Annotated in this window: 9 protein-coding genes; 6 read left to right on the top strand and 3 right to left on the bottom strand. The window is 70.8% G+C overall.

Annotation, left to right across the window (positions count from 1 at the left end; translation table 11 throughout):
• Positions 1–22: 22 nt before the first annotated feature.
• Positions 23–925 carry a PhzF family phenazine biosynthesis protein gene (locus P0Y48_13095; GenBank protein ID WEK13380.1) on the top strand — a complete coding sequence of 301 codons (903 nt, stop codon included), beginning with the start codon at positions 23–25 and terminating at the stop codon, positions 923–925.
• Positions 926–1,090: 165 nt separating this feature from the next.
• Here the strand turns inward: P0Y48_13095 and P0Y48_13090 are convergent, their stop codons facing one another.
• Entirely contained in the window at positions 1,091–6,700 is a 5,610-nt protein-coding gene (locus P0Y48_13090; protein WEK13379.1) for a DNRLRE domain-containing protein, read from the bottom strand.
• Positions 6,701–7,076: 376 nt separating this feature from the next.
• Between P0Y48_13090 and P0Y48_13085 the strand changes: the two genes are divergently transcribed.
• Positions 7,077–9,296: an endo-1,3-alpha-glucanase family glycosylhydrolase gene (locus tag P0Y48_13085; protein ID WEK13378.1), complete on the top strand. Its 2,220-nt coding sequence runs from the start codon at positions 7,077–7,079 to the stop codon at positions 9,294–9,296.
• A 13-nt stretch (positions 9,297–9,309) separates the two neighbouring features.
• Here the strand turns inward: P0Y48_13085 and P0Y48_13080 are convergent, their stop codons facing one another.
• Together P0Y48_13080 and P0Y48_13075 are read right to left on the bottom strand one after the other, a co-directional pair.
• Positions 9,310–9,864 carry a low molecular weight phosphatase family protein gene (locus tag P0Y48_13080; protein WEK13377.1) on the bottom strand — a complete coding sequence of 185 codons (555 nt, stop codon included), beginning with the start codon at positions 9,862–9,864 and terminating at the stop codon, positions 9,310–9,312.
• A 6-nt stretch (positions 9,865–9,870) separates the two neighbouring features.
• The gene (locus P0Y48_13075; GenBank protein WEK13376.1) at positions 9,871–11,211 is read right to left on the bottom strand and encodes a polysaccharide biosynthesis tyrosine autokinase; all 1,341 of its coding nucleotides are present in this window, start codon (positions 11,209–11,211) and stop codon (positions 9,871–9,873) included.
• A gap of 111 nt (positions 11,212–11,322) precedes the next feature.
• On the opposite strand from P0Y48_13075, the gene P0Y48_13070 reads away from it, so the two are divergent.
• The 4 genes from P0Y48_13070 to P0Y48_13055 all read left to right on the top strand — a co-directional run bounded on the left by P0Y48_13070 (position 11,323) and on the right by P0Y48_13055 (position 14,627).
• Positions 11,323–12,045 (top strand): hypothetical protein, encoded by a 723-nt coding sequence (locus P0Y48_13070; protein ID WEK13375.1) that lies wholly within the window; start codon positions 11,323–11,325, stop codon positions 12,043–12,045.
• An 84-nt stretch (positions 12,046–12,129) separates the two neighbouring features.
• Positions 12,130–12,696, top strand: a complete 567-nt coding sequence (locus tag P0Y48_13065; GenBank protein WEK13374.1) for an acetyltransferase — start codon at positions 12,130–12,132, stop codon at positions 12,694–12,696.
• Entirely contained in the window at positions 12,693–13,853 is a 1,161-nt protein-coding gene (locus tag P0Y48_13060) for a glycosyltransferase (GenBank protein WEK13373.1), read from the top strand. Before P0Y48_13065 ends, P0Y48_13060 begins: the two co-directional genes overlap by 4 nt.
• A gap of 30 nt (positions 13,854–13,883) precedes the next feature.
• Positions 13,884–14,627 (top strand): CDP-alcohol phosphatidyltransferase family protein, encoded by a 744-nt coding sequence (locus tag P0Y48_13055; GenBank protein WEK13372.1) that lies wholly within the window; start codon positions 13,884–13,886, stop codon positions 14,625–14,627.
• Positions 14,628–14,631 lie beyond the last annotated feature (4 nt).

The following is a 14,631-nucleotide window of genomic DNA, read 5'->3' as shown; positions in this document are numbered from 1 at the left end:
GTGGGTGCGGCATCCTGAACGGATGACGTCCGACGACACGCAGATCCTCCGCCTCGCCGCCTTCGCCGCCCAGCCCGGCGGCGGCAACCCCGCCGGGGTCGTCCTCGAGGCAGGCCGGCTCGACGACGCGCAGATGCAGCGGATCGCCGCCGAGGTCGACTACGCAGAGACCGCCTTCGTGACGGGGCGGGATGCCGAGGGCATCGACATCCGCTACTTCTCCCCCGTCGCCGAAGTGCCCTTCTGCGGCCACGCCACCGTCGCCACGGCCGTCGCCCTCGCGCAGACCGGCGAGACCGCCCTCGCGAGGGGAGAGACGGCGGAGCTGTCGTTCCGCACGCCGGTCGGACCGGTCGTCATCCGCGCGACCCGCGACGCCGACGGCGTGACGGCCGCGTTCACGAGCGTCGACCCGTCGGTGTCGGAGCTCTCCGCTCCGGTGCTGCAGCGCCTGCTGGCCGAGCTCGGCCTCACCCGCGACGACCTCGACCCGCGGATGCCGCCGGCCGTCTCGTTCGCCGGCAACCGGCATCCGATCATCGCGCTGCGCGACCGTGACGTGTTCGACGCCTTCCGCTTCGACCCCGCCCGCGTCCGCGCGCTCATGGACGAGCAGGAGTGGCGCGGCACCATCACCGTCGTCCACGTCGCGCCCGGCGACGACCCCGTCCGCGCACTGGAGGCGAGGAACCTCTTCCCCGTCGGTCGGATCACGGAAGATCCCGCCACCGGCTCTGCCGCAGCGTCCGTGGGCGCCTACCTGCGGGCCCGAGGGCTCGTGGTGCCCCCGGCATCCGTCTCCATCCATCAGGGCGCGCACGTGGGCCGTCCGAGCCTGCTGAGCGTGGAGATTCCCGCAACCGGCGGCATCGTCGTGAGCGGCCGTGCCGTCCCGATCACAGACCGCGCCGGCCGCGCATCCTGAAGCTCGGAGATCCGAGGCGGACGCGCGGCCGGCAAGGGAGGCGAGCACCCCCTTCTGCAGCCGGGGGTGCTCGCGCGGACGGCGTGGGGCCGTCCGGATCTCACCGATGAGGGGGGGAGCCCGGGGCGGCTCAGCCTTCATCGGTGAGGGGTCAGGTACTCAACCTCACGGAGCGGCCGTGTAGGTTAGGACGAGAGTCGGTCGGTTGGCGGCCGTACCGGCATCCTTCGACCAGAACCGCAGGTTGTCGGTGCCGTTGTCCGTGACGAGGAAACCGACCGTCGTCCCGCTCAGCGGCGCCAGCGTCGACGCGGTGAGCTCACGCTCGTACGTCGTGCTGAGCGCCGTCAGTCCCGACAGGCTGCCGACGGTCGCCCCGGCGTCGGTCGGACGGTTCGCCCACGTGAGCGTCGACTCCGTCCAGGCCGAACCCACCAGTTTCACGTCGTGCGTGTCGGCCGAACCCGACGTCGAGTCCGACGTCGTGCGCAGCCGCAGCACGGCCGAGGTCAGCACGCGTCCTTCGGGCGCGGCCGGCAGCTCGAACGCGAGGTAGCTCTGCAGCGCCCCCGACGTGCCGCCACGGGTGGAGAGGTAGGTCGCCGCCCCGTAGTTGGTCGACGTCGACGACTGCGCGACGAGCGCGTCCTTGAGTGCCACGACCTCGGTCACGACGGGCTCCAGCGGCTCCTCGGGAGCCTCCGGCACCTCGACGGCCACGGCCGCCGACGCGGCGCTCACGTTGCCGGCCGCATCGACCGCGGCGACACGGTAGTACCAGGTGCCCGCGGCGACGTCGGACTGCGAGAACGACGTGCCCGAGGGCGTGCCGACCTGGCTCGACGAGTTGGCCGTGAAGCCGGCCGTCGTGCCGCGGTACACCCGGTAGCCGGTGACGCCGACGTTGTCGGTGGATGCCGTCCAGTTCAGCGAGACGTTGCCCGCCGCCGTGCCGGTGCCCTGCAGACCCGCCGGCACGCTCGGCGCCGCCGTGTCGGGCTCGGGCTCCGGCGTGGTGCCCGGCGTGAACTCGAGGATCAGGGCCGGGCGGCGTGTGGTGCCGGTGCCCTCCTTCGAGACGAGGCGCACGTTGTCGGTCGACGTCGTCCGCAGCGCGAACGAGACGTCGGAGCCGGCGAGCGAAGCCAGGGCCGAGGCGTCCAGCGTGACCGTGTAGGTCGTGTTGAGCGCCGTCGCGCCGGTGAGCTGACCGATGCTGGAACCGAATCCGGTGGTCGGACGGTTGTTCCACGTCGTCGTCGCCTCGGACCACGATCCGGTGAGGATCGAGACCTGGTGCGTGCCGGTGGAGTTCGCCGTCGAGTCGGTCGACGTCGTCACCCGGAGGGTCGCGCCGGTGAGCGTGGTGCCCGCCGGTGCCGCCGGGATGGCGAAGCGCAGGTACGACTCGATCTGACCCGTGCTGCCGCCGCGAGCGGAGATCTGGTTGCTCGCGCCGTACACCGTGTTCGCGGCACCCTGGGCGACCATCGTGTCGGCCTGGACATCGGCGGTCACCGTGACGGGCTCGACGGGCTCGGACGTGTCGATCGTGACACCCTGCGACCCGGTCGCCGCGCTGCGGTTGCCCGCACCGTCGATGGCGACCACGCGGTAGAAGTACTGGCCGTCGGCCAGGCCCTCGTCCGTGTAGGAGGTGCCGGTCGGCTGAGCGATCGGGGTGAGACCCGCGATCGAGAAGCCGGCCGTGGTGCCGCGGTAGACCGCGTAGCGCTCGACCGAGATGTTGTCGGTGCTGGCCGTCCAGCTGAGCTCGGCGTCCGAACCGGATGCCGTCGCCGTCAGACCCGTCGGGGTCGTCGGGTTCTCGGTGTCGGCCACCGTCGCCGAGGCGGCAGCGCTGGCGGCGCTGATGTTGCCGGCGAGGTCGTACGCGGCGACCTTGTAGTAGCGCGTGCCGATCGTCGTGGCGGGGTCGGTCCACGTCGTGGCCGTGACCCCGTCGGCGACGAGCGAGTCGGCGTCGGCGGTGAAGCCGGCCGTGGTGCCGCGGTACACGCGGTAGCCCACGACGCCCACGTCGTCGGTCGATGCCGACCAGGCGACGTCGACGGTGCCGTCGGCGGACGCCGTGGCCTCGACTCCGGTCGGCACGCTCGGCGCGTCGGTGTCGATGTCGACGACCGCGGTGGCCTGCGCGCTGGCGGTGCCCGCGTTGCCGGCGGCGTCGACGGCGACCACGCGGTAGTACCACGTGCCCTCGCCGACGTTGACGTCGGTGTACGCGGCCGTCGCCGGCTGCGCGATGCGGGTGCCGTCGGCGATGGCGAAGCCGGACGTGACCGAGCGGTACACGTCGTAGTGGTCGACGGCGACGTCGTCGGTGGCGGCGTTCCAGGTGAGTGCCACATCGGTGCCGGCGACGGAGGTCGCCAGACCCGACACGGCGCTCGGAGCCGTCACGTCGGCGAGCACGACCTCGTGGGCGGAGCCCGAGGTGCTCTCGTTGCCGGCGACATCGTACGCCGTCACCTTGTAGTAGCGCGTGCCCGGGGTGGTGTTCGGGTCGGACCACGAGGTGGTCGTGACGTCACCGACGAGGGCGCTCGGCGTGATCTCGAACCCGGCGCTCGTGCCGCGGTAGATCCGGTAGCCGGCGACACCGTTGGCGTCTGCCGAGGCGGACCAGGTGAGGTCGACCGACGTGGTTCCGGTGTGCGCGACGTTGGTCGGCACGGTCGGCGGCGTCGAGTCCTGCAGTCCGATCGCGTAGTGGTTCGTCACGGCCGCACCGGTGAGGGCGGTCGGGTAGATGGCGACCTCGTCGAGCTTGCCGCTGAAGTAGTGGCTGCTCGAGGAGTCGGGCCATCCGCCCAGGTTGCCGCCACCGACGCGCCAGTAGCCGTCTCCGGTCTCGGCGTTGGTGACCGCGTTCGCACCCTGCTGCACGCCGTCGACGTAGATGCGCATACCCGCCGAGCCCTGCGTGGCGACCACGTGGTGCCACTGCCCGTTGTTGAGCGAGCTCGTGGTGGTCACCGACTGCACGGCACCGTTGTAGATGCCGAACCGCAGGCGCCCGTCGTTGAGCATGTACACCTGCTTGTCGTAGTTGTTCCCGCTGTCGGTGGGGCTGTTTTCGAAGCCGATGATCTTGCCGCCGGAGGTCGTGGTGGTGTTCACCCAGAACTCGAGCGAGTACTCGGACGGAGCGGCCACGAGACCGGTGCGGACGATGCCGCTGCCGTTGCTGTTGGTGCCGGGCGTCGTGATCGCACCGCCGGGGATCTTCGTCCCCTCGGTGAAGCGGGTCACGGCCGAACCGATCACACCGTCACGGGCGCCCAGGAACGAGGAGTCCTCGGCCACCGAGCCGCTGGCCTCGTCGAAGCGCCAGTACGACGTCGGGTTGTCGCCGAACACGGCCGCGCCGTAGGCGTCGGCGGGAGCCTCGTTGAGGTCCATCTCCCCGCCACCGGCGAGGAAGTGGTCGATGGCCTTGTTCTGGCTGAGCACCGATCCGTAGACGGCGGTCTCGTCGAGCTGGCCGTCGAAGAAGCGGGAGGCGGTGTTGTTGTTGCCACCGTTCTCGGGCCACGAGTTCAGGTTGTCGCCGCCGACGCGCCACGTGCCGAAGTACTGCTGCGCGTTGGTGACGTTGTTGCGGCCGACCTCGGCGCCGTCGATGTACAGACGCATGCCGTTGCTGCCCTGCGTCGCCACGACGTGGTGCCACTGGTCGTCGTTGTAGGCGAGGTCGGAGCGGAGCGTACGGATCTGGCCGTTGTAGATGCCGAACCGGATGCGACCGGTGGCGTTCTCCATGTACACGATGCGGTCGTAGCTGCCGCTCATGGTGTCGTTGCCGTTGTCGGTGCGCGGACGTCCGTTGCCGTAGCTGACCATCGAGCCACCCGTCGTCGACGAGGTCTTGAACCACGTCTCGATCGTGTAGGTAGAGGGTCCGGACGCGATCTGGTCGTTCCAGACGTACTGGCTCGCTCCGTCGAAGACGGCGCTGCTGCTGCTGTCGCCGGGGATCGCGCCGGCGGCGTAGGTCACGCCGTTCTGCGCGATGCCGTTCTTGGCGGATCCGACCTTGCCGGAGCGGTCGATGACCCAAGCGCCGGCGTCGTCGTACCGCCAGTAGAGGTCGGGCTGATCGGCGACGACGGTGGCCGCGTAGCTGGATGCCGTCGCGGATGCCACGCCGTTCTGCGCCGCCGAGAGCGCGCTCTGGTTGCCCGCGGCATCCACCGCGCGGACGCGGTAGGAGTAGCTGACGCCGGGCGTCGCCGTCGAGTCGACGAACGTCACCTGCGGGCGAGTCCACCAGGTGGTCTCCACGCTGACGGGGTCGCCGAGCTGCACGTTGTTGCGGTACAGGATGTACTGCAGCGGCGAGTCATCGGGGTCGTAGACCGAGCGCGCGACGATCTGCAGAGCGCCCGGAGTGACGGCACGCACGTTGATCGACGGCGTCGGCGGGTTGCCGGTGTCGGTCGTGCTGAAGCGCGTGAGTCCCTGCTGGGCGCCGCCGTTGACGGCGGTGAACTCGCCGCCGACCCAGAAGTACTTCTGGCCGTTCTTGGTCGCCACCGTGAGACCGCGACCGCCGATGCCTTCGCCGGTGCCGTCGTTGAGCGTCGGGAACCAGCCGAGCTGCTTCTGCATCGGGTCCTGCGTGTCGGTGACGCTCAGGTAGATGCGACGTCCGTCCGGGAACTGCCCGGTCGAGGAGCAGTCGTGGTGGTGGTGGGCCTGGTAGAGCTTGCCGTTCTCGATCTGGAGGGCCTGGACGGCGCCGAGGCAGGTGTCGCGCCAGTCCTGGTTGCCGGTCGACCAGTTGAGGCGGGCCGCGCCGTCGAAGACGCCGCCGCCGCTGCCCTCGTTGCCGATGTAGAAGGACGAGCCGTCGCTGACGATGGCCTTCGTGATCGAGCACGGGTGGATGAAGTTGCTGCCGTCGCCCCAGTTGAGCGGGTTGGACGGGTACGCGCGGGTGACGGCGCCGGTGTTGGCGTCGACGAGCGCGATGCTGTGGGTGTTGGTGCCGTTGACGGTGTAGAACGACCCGCCGAGGGCGATCTTCGACCCGTCGGGCGACGCGGCGATGGCGAGGCCGCGCGAGCTGGCGTCGGCCGTCGTGCGGCACTCGATGCCCGGCTCGGGACGCGTCTCCATGTTTCCGACGGCGTCGGCGATCCAGGTCTCGTCGAGCACGCCGGCGCGGTTCACCTTGGCGAAGCTGCGACGCGGCTGTCCGGCGACGGTCTGGAAGAGACCACCGAAGTAGACGGCATCCGCCGTGACCTCGAGGGAGTAGACGAACGACGAGACGCCGGAGACGTTGAAGCTCGTCACGGTGCAGGTCTCGACGTTGATCTCGGCGATGCGGGTGCGCGAGACGCCGCCGATGCTGTTGAAGTTTCCGCCGACGACGACGGTCGAGCCGTCGGGCGAAGCCTCGGCGGTGTACAGGCGGGCGGTGCCGCCCGACAGCGTCGCGGGCAGCTGACACGTCGACGGTGCGCCCGTGTCGGCCTCGAAGATCGCCACGCCCGTCACGTTCCGCGCCGAGCCGCTCATGCCGGCGCCGGGCCGGATCTGCGTGAACTCGCCGACCGCGACGACCTTCCCCTTGGACGCGGCGACGGCGCGCACGACACCGTTGGTCTGCCACGTTCCCAGGTTGTCGGCACTGAAACTGACACCCGCCGAGATGGCTTGTGCCGGTGCGGCCGGTGTGGCGACGACAACGCCGACCACGAGTGCGAAGACAGCGACAGCGCTGGCAAAGATGCGAGTACGCATCGGTTCCCCGATTCCCCAGATTCCCCCCGCTCGTCCCGGTTACCCCTAACCGTGTGCGGACGAACGTGCACCGTATCCGCCGTCCCCATGATCGGCGTAGGTCGAATGACCAAACGGTACGTCGCAGACGGTAGCACATCGAGAGCCGCTGCGCATACCACCGAATCTGATGTTCACGAGACCGAAACGCGTGAGAGGACTCTCATAAAGGAACTTGACCAGTCGAAAAGCGCGGGCCACACTGATCGGAAACCATCGTGAGATGCACTATGCTCCAACCCCCCGGAGCGATGGCAACAGCAACCCGAACCTGCCCACCTCCGACAATGCGTGGCGATGCCGCGCACGGTCGAGACGCTCGAAGCGGACACCCTAAATGGCCCCCAGCCACACCCCCACCACCCCGACCGACCCCACGACAAGACTCCGAGACCGCACCCGCCGCACCGCGGCCCGCGATCGTCGTCGTCGTCGCGCCGCCCGCGCCCTCGCGGTGCTCTCCGCTGCCGCGCTCCTCGCACCCGCGATCGTCAACGGCATCACGTCGCCGGCCCCGGCGGCCGCGGCCACCGAGTCGCGCACGGTCGAGTTCACGGCCACTGCCGGCGGCTGGTCGACCACGCGCGCCCCGCGCACGGCCAAGAGCAACGCCTACTGGCTCAGCACGACCTACGCCGCGGATGCCGGCTACCTGACGTTCCCGACGTCGGCGCTGCCCAACGCCGCGAAGATCACGTCGGTGTCGCTGTCGCTGAACGTGCGCTCGACGAAGTCGACCAAGGGCGGCATCGTCGTCTACCCGACCGCGACCTCCTGGTCGCCCGCGAGCCTCACGAACGTCAACCGCCCCGAACGGCTGGGCGGCGCGGTCAACACCGCGACGGTGAAGGCGGTCGCCGGCAAGACCATCACGATCCCGCTCTCCGCATCCGGGGCCGTCGCGACGACCCGCGCGTCCTCGTTCGAGCTGCGGCACTCGCAGCCGGGCGTCGGGACGCTCATCAACCTCCGTTCGGCGATGCCGACCCTGCGCGTGACCTACTCGACGACCACCACCGGCCAGACCCCCACACCTGCCCCCACTCCGACGCCGACGGCGACGCAGACGGCGACGCCCACCCCGACCGCGAGCCCGCGCCCGACGGCCACGCCGACGCCCACCCCGACCGCGACGCCCACGCCGACCGCGACGCCCACGCCGAAGCCCACGCCGACCCCCACGGAGACCACCCCGCCGACTGTCGGCGACGATGACCTGCCGTTCACGGTCCCGGGCGTGAAGGCGAGCGCGAAGCGGATCTTCGCCCACTACTTCCCGCCGTACCCGGTCTCGTTCGACAACCTCTCGCCGGACAGCGACTACTACGCGCGCAACTACCTCACCGTCGGCGGCGAGAACGGCAAGCACGCCTCCTATAGCGGCCTGCTGCGCGACCGTCCCGAGAAGCGCGCCCCGCTGAGCGGCGACTGGAAGACGAAGGACTTCAACGCCGAGATCGACGACGCGGTGGCTTCCGGCGTCGACGGCTTCATGGTCGACGTCCTGAGCCTCTCCGGCGGCAACTGGGACCGCACCGTCGGTCTCACCAACGCCGCCGCGACCCGGTCCGACGGCTTCAGCGTCATCCCGAACATCGATGCCACCAGCAGCGTCGCGAACGCGTCACCCGCGACGATCGCCGCCGCCATCGCACCGCTCATGAAGTCGAAGGCCGCCTACAAGCTCTCCGACGGGCGCGTGCTGCTGTCCTCGTTCAAGGCCGAGGGCAAGTCGGCATCCTGGTGGAAGGAGCTGATCTCGGCGCTCAAGAACAACCACGGCATCTCCGCCGCGTTCGTCGCCGTCTTCCTCGACTCCTCCGAGGCCAACCTCCGTGCCTTCGCCCCGTTCACCTACGCGGCGAGCAACTGGGGCAAGCGCTCCCCCGACTCGGTGGAGAAGGCGACCGACCGCACGGGTCTGGCTCACGACCTCGGCATGAAGTGGATCGAGCCGATCGCGGTGCAGGACGTGCGCCACAAGTCGGGCGTCTACGCCGAGGCCGCCAACACCGAGACGCTGCGCACCACGTGGCAGCGGGCGATCGACAACGACGCGGACTTCGCGCAGCTGATCACCTGGAACGACTACAGCGAGGCGACAAGCTTCGCGGCATCCGAGATGCACGGCTCGGCGTTCCTCGACCTCAGCGCCTACTACGCCTCGTGGTTCAAGACGGGCAAGGCTCCCGCCATCCGCGGCGACGAGATCATCGTCACCCACCGCACGCAGTCGTACAAGGCCGCCGCCCTCCTGCCGCCGGTGACGCTGTCGGCCACCCTCGGCGGCAACCTCACGGCGCCGCGCGACACCGTCGAGGTCGTGACGATCCTGAAGGCACCGGCGACGGTCACCCTGCGGGTCGGGGCCTCCACCACGACGATCGACGCCCCGGCCGGCGTCAGCGCCCACACGGTACCGCTGAAGACCGGAAAGGTGTCGGCGTCGGCCGCCCGCGGCGGCACGGTGTTCGCGACGGCCTCCACCGACGAGCCGGTCGTCTCGTCGCCGGAGATCGTCAACCTGCTCTACGCCGCGGCGACCAGCCGCGACTGAGCGGCTTCGCCCGTCAGGATCGCCGCAGCGCGCCGGCCACGGCCCGCGTCGCGGCGGCGATCCGGTCGGCGGCGCGCTCGTAGTCGGCCATCGTCCCGCCGGCCGGGTCGTCGATGTCGTCGTCGGCGCTCTGCGGAAGGATGCCGCGGGCCGCTGCGAGCGCTTCGGCGAGCGCCGGCACGGAATCGGCTCCGCGGTCGGGCAGCTCGGCCACCGACAGGAGCCGCGCGGCCTGCGCCAGCGTGAACGTCTTGCGGTGCGCGCGCGGGAGCAGGCGCACGACGTCGCCGCGGTGGGCGCGCTCGGCGCAGAGCACGAGATCGGCCCACGCGACGAGATCGGCGGTGAGCGGCCTCGATCGGAAGGACGCCGCATCGAAGCCGCGGGCCTCCAGCACCTGAAGGGCCTGGCGGGTCACCGGCTCGCCCTCGTGGGCGCGCGTGCCGGCCGAGCGCAGCCGGATGCCGGCGGGTGCGGCGGGAAGCAGCCGCGCGAGCATGAGCTGCGCCATGGGTGAGCGGGCACGGTTGGCCGTGCACACCAGAAGGATGCCGCCCCCGGCCGACACGATCGGCTACTCCACGGTCTCCGCGGCGCGCGGCTCGGGCAGCGTGCCGTAGCCGTAGACGTTGGTCGCCGCGGCGGGTGCGAAGTTCGTCACGACGCCGAGGAGCGGCGTGTGCGCCACCGCGAGCGCCTCTACCGTTCCGGCGAGTTCGCGTTCGCGCACCTTACCCAGGCCCACCACGAGGATGACGCCGCCCACGAGGTTGCCGAGGATCGCGGCATCCGTCACGGGAAGGATCGGCGGCGAGTCGACGATCACGACCTCGAAACGCTCGTGCAGTTCGGCGATGATCTCCATCGCCGCCTCGGAGCTCAGCAGTTCGCTCGGGTTCGGCGGCAGCTCGCCGGAGAGCAGCACCTGCAGTCCCGACGTCCCCCACGGCTGGAGGGCGTCGTCGAGCGTGGCCTCGCCCGAGAGCACCGTCGTGAAGCCGACGCTCCCCTCGAGGTCGAGCACGCCCGCGAGTGACGGCTTGCGGAGGTCTGCCTCGACGAGGCACACCGAGCGCCCCATCGACGCGAGACTGGCGGCGAGGTTCGAGGAGACGGTGCTCTTGCCCTCGCCGGGCACCGACGAGGTCACGACGAACGCCTTGTGCGCGCTGCCCGCCTGCAGGAAGTTGATGTTCGTCCGGATCTGCCGGAACTCCTCGGCGCGCACCGAGCGGCTCGTGGAGTCGGTGATGACGCCGCGGACGCGCGGGTCGTCTTCGCGCACGGTGCCGATCACGGGCGCGTGCGCGAGGCGACGCACCTCGGCGGCCGTGCGGACGCGCGAGGACACGCGGCGGGCGATGATGACGTACGCGACACCGGCGACGAGGCCGAGCAGGGCGCCCGCGCCGAGGGCGATGGTCGCATTGGGCGACGACGGCCGAGAAGGCACCGTCGCGCGGTGCACGATCTCAGTCTTGACGGGTGCCCGGCCGTCGGCGTCGGCGGGCACGAGGCTGCCGACGGCGTTGGCGAGGCTTGTCGTGACGGAGTTCGCGATCGTCGCGGCACGCACGGGGCTCGAGTCGGTGACTTCGATCGAGATGATCGACGTCTGGAGCGGAATGGTGGCCGACACCTTGCGGCCGAGCGCGGCGACCGTCATGTCGAGGTCGAGCGCGTTGACGACGGGCTCCAGCACCAGATCGCTCGTCGCGATGTTGGCGTAGTTGCGCGCCTGCTGCTGGGCGAACGTGCCGCCCTGGGCGAGGTCGGAGCCGTTGCTGCTGGTGGAGGCGCTCACGACGAGGCGGGTGCTCGCGCTGTACTCGCGGGGGCTGAGGTACACGTACGCCGCCGCCGCGATGATCGCGACGAGGACGAAAACGACGATCGTCAGCCAGCGTGAACGCAACAGTGCGAGTGTCTCCGCTCGGATCACCCCGCACCCCCTCCCTCGTGTCCGGCTCGGTCTCATCGATCCCCGTCGAGGAGGCCGCAGGCGGGCTATGTCAGGATAGTGCCCATGGCGGGGTTCTCAACTCGGGGCCGCACCCGGCTCTGGGCATACGGCGGGGTGGCGGTACTGGCGATCGTCGCGCTCGGCGCGGCGTATGTCGCCGTGCAGTCCGTATCGGCTCAAGGCGCCGGGAGCGGGGTCACGCCGCCCAGCGTCGTGAACCCCGATCCGGCGACCACCACGATCGCCTTCCTCGGCGACGACCCGTCGGCGAAGGCTCAGGACGACGCCGAGCAGACCTGGCCCGAGCTCGTCGCCGACGATCTCGACGCGACGCTGCTCGACCTTTCCGCCGAGGGTTCCGGCTTCGCGACCGGGTCGGACACGACGCCGTGCGAGAAGGATTTCTGCCCCGCGATCCTCGACGCCGTGCCGGATGCCGTGGCCGCCGACGCCGACATCGTCATCGTGTCCGCCGATGTCGCCGACGCGTCGGTGTCGCGCAGCGAACTGCGCACGCGCGCCGTCGCGGTCTTCACCGCGCTGAAGGTAGGACTCCCCGGCGCACAGGTCGTCGTGGTGGGCCCGGCCGCCGAGAATCCGGCACCGCCGGAGGTCACGACCATCGAGGGCATCCTGAAGGCGGCCTCGACGCAGTCCGGCGTCCGCTACGTGAGTCTGCTGTCGCCGGCGGCGATCACGGCCGACGATGTCGACGGCGACGGCCTCATCGGCACGGACGGCCAAGAGGCGATCGCCGGACGCGTGCTGCGCAGCATCGGCGGCTGAGCGGCGCCTGCCCGCGCATCGCATCGAGGCTTCCCGGCATCCGCTCGGCTGGCGCCGATGCGAGCCCGTCTGTACAAAGGATGCATGTCTCCTACGCGCGTCATCGACCTCTCGCTGGCGCCGGGTGCGCCCGAACCGCTGCGCAGATCGAAGTGGGTGACCTTCAGCTGGTCGCTCGTGGAGCTTCTGCTGGTGTCCAACCGACTGCAGATCAGCTCGTCGCTGCGCGCCTGGGCGCTGCGCAAGTACGGCGCGAAGATCGGCACGGGCGTCGTCATGCGCCCTCGCCTGCGGGTGAAGTCGCCGTGGAACCTCGAGATCGGCGACCGCTGCTGGATCGGCGACGGCGTGTGGTTCCACAACCGTGACCGGATCACGGTCGGCAACGACGTCTCGATCTCGCAGGAGACCTACCTGACGACCGGAGCGCACGCGTTCCGCACCGACATGGGGCTCATCACCAACCCCATCGTGATCGAGGACGGCGTGTGGCTCACGTCGCGCTGCGTCGTGCTCGGCGGTGCCCACATCGGGCGTTCCGCCGTGATCTCGCCGCTCACCGTCGTGCGGGGCACGATCCCCGAGAACAGCATCGTCTCCGCTCCCGCGCCGGTCATCGTCGGCACGCGCTTCGAGACCGGCGACGAATGAGGATCGCGCACGTCCTCACCTACATCAGCGCCGACGGCGCGTTCGGCGGCCCGCTGGCCGTGTTGAGCGAGCAGACGTCGGAACTCGCGCGCCGCGGACACCGCGTCGAGGTGTTCGCGGGCTGGGACGGCGTCGCCGCCTTCGCACCCGAGGGCGTCGTCGCGCACCTGTTCCCGGCGCGCCAAGCCGTTCCCGGTGCGGGCTTCAGCGGCCTGATCGCCCCGGGCCTGCGGCGCGCGCTGCAGCGGCGACGCGACGACTTCGACGTCATCCACGTCCACCTCGCACGCGACCTGGTGACGCTGCCGGTGGCCCACGCGTTCCGTCGCGGTCGCGGGCCGCGGCTGTTCCTGCAGCCCCACGGCATGGTCAAGCCCGACGCCCGCCTGCGGGCGCGCGTGTTCGACCGGTGGGTACGGCCCGTGCTGCGCGGCGCCACGGGCACGTTCGCGCTGACCGACACGGATGCCGGACGCCTCCGCGCCGTCGAGCCGCAGGTGCGCATCCTCGATCTCCCCAACGGCGTGTCGGTGCCGCCCGCCGTCGAGCGTGCCGTCGACGGGCGCCCCGAGGTGCTGTTCCTCGCGCGCCTGCAGCCACGCAAGCGCGTGCTCCTGTTCGCCGACGCGGCCCACCGGCTGCTGCGGGCGGGCGTCGATGCCGATTTCGTGATCGTCGGCCCCGACGAGGGCGACCTGCCCGCGCTTCAGGAGCGGATCGCGACGGCGGGCTCCGGCGACCGGGTGCGCTACGAGGGATCGGTGCCGCCGGGTGCCGGGCGCGACCGCATGGCGCGTGCCGACGTCTACGTCCTGCCGAGTTTCAGCGAACCGTTCCCGATGTCGGTGCTGGAGGCCCTCTCGGTGGGCACGCCGACGGTGATCTCCGAGACCTGCCACATCGCCGACCGCCTCGGCGACGCCGTGGCCGTGTTCGCCGAGCCGGCCACCGGCGACGACCCCGAACGGGCCGCAGTCGCACTGGCGGATGCCATCGGCCGCCTGCTCGCCGACCCGTCTGCACGCCGCGCTCTCTCTGCGCGCGGACGGCGCGCGATCGAGGAGGGCTTCTCCATCGCGCGCATCGGCGATCTGCTCGACGGCTACTATGCCGGTGGGGCGTCCGCCGGGGAGCGACGTCCCGCCGATTCGGACTGACGGGTCCGAGTGCTGAGGGGAAAGCACGAGATGACCGACACCGCTGCGTCCACGTTCCGCGACAGATTCACCCTGCTGCGGGAGGCTCAGAAGCGCCGCACCGGGGTGCCGCTGTACACGCTGGCGGTCAACCGACCCGTCGGACGGGTCATCGCGGCCGCATCTCCCCGCGGGATCACCCCGAACCACCTCACCGGCATCGGGGCGCTCTTCACGTTCGCCGGGATCCTCTACCTGCTCGTCTGGGCCGACGGCTCACCGTGGAGCGCACTGGTGGGCGTCGCCCTCGTCGTGGGGTTCTTCTTCGACTCCGCCGACGGTCAGCTCGCGCGGTTGCGCGGCGGCGGGTCGGCGTCGGGCGAGTGGCTCGACCACGTGATCGACGGGGTGCGGATCGTGCTGCTGCATATCGCGACGCTCGCCTTCCTGCTGCGCACGGAGGCCGTCCCGACACCGGTGGCCTTCGCGCTGTGCACCGTGTTCGTGGTCGCAGCGTCGGCGACCTTCTTCTCGGGGAGCCTCTTCGAGAAACTCACCACGAGCGCCCCGAGCACGCGCGTGACCTCGGGCTCCCGGCTGCGGTCCGCGCTCATGCTGCCCGTCGATTACGGCGTCACGTGCTGGATCTTCCTCCTCACCGCCTGGGTGCCGGTGTTCGTCGTGGTCTATGCCCTGGCGGCGCTGGCGAAGGTCGGAACGACGACGATGCTGCTCTCGAAGTGGTACCGGACGCTGCGGCGGGAGGACCGGGAACGCCGCGCCGCCGCCGCGTGATGCG

The organism is Candidatus Microbacterium phytovorans, from assembly GCA_029202445.1.
Taxonomy (GTDB): Bacteria; Actinomycetota; Actinomycetes; order Actinomycetales; family Microbacteriaceae; genus Microbacterium; species Microbacterium phytovorans.
The sequence above is the reverse complement of the archived record's forward strand: the minus strand, read 5'-3'. Positions and strand labels throughout refer to the sequence as shown.

What these genes read in the sequence shown, in the direction of transcription:
- P0Y48_13065 (WEK13374.1), top strand. Translation starts at nt 12,130, where the DNA reads ATGTCTCCTACGCGCGTCATCGACCTCTCGCTGGCGCCGGGTGCGCCC.
- P0Y48_13090 (WEK13379.1), bottom strand. Translation starts at nt 6,700, where the DNA reads ATGCGTACTCGCATCTTTGCCAGCGCTGTCGCTGTCTTCGCACTCGTG.
- P0Y48_13070 (WEK13375.1), top strand. Translation starts at nt 11,323, where the DNA reads ATGGCGGGGTTCTCAACTCGGGGCCGCACCCGGCTCTGGGCATACGGC.
- P0Y48_13055 (WEK13372.1), top strand. Translation starts at nt 13,884, where the DNA reads ATGACCGACACCGCTGCGTCCACGTTCCGCGACAGATTCACCCTGCTG.
- P0Y48_13095 (WEK13380.1), top strand. Translation starts at nt 23, where the DNA reads ATGACGTCCGACGACACGCAGATCCTCCGCCTCGCCGCCTTCGCCGCC.
- P0Y48_13085 (WEK13378.1), top strand. Translation starts at nt 7,077, where the DNA reads ATGGCCCCCAGCCACACCCCCACCACCCCGACCGACCCCACGACAAGA.
- P0Y48_13060 (WEK13373.1), top strand. Translation starts at nt 12,693, where the DNA reads ATGAGGATCGCGCACGTCCTCACCTACATCAGCGCCGACGGCGCGTTC.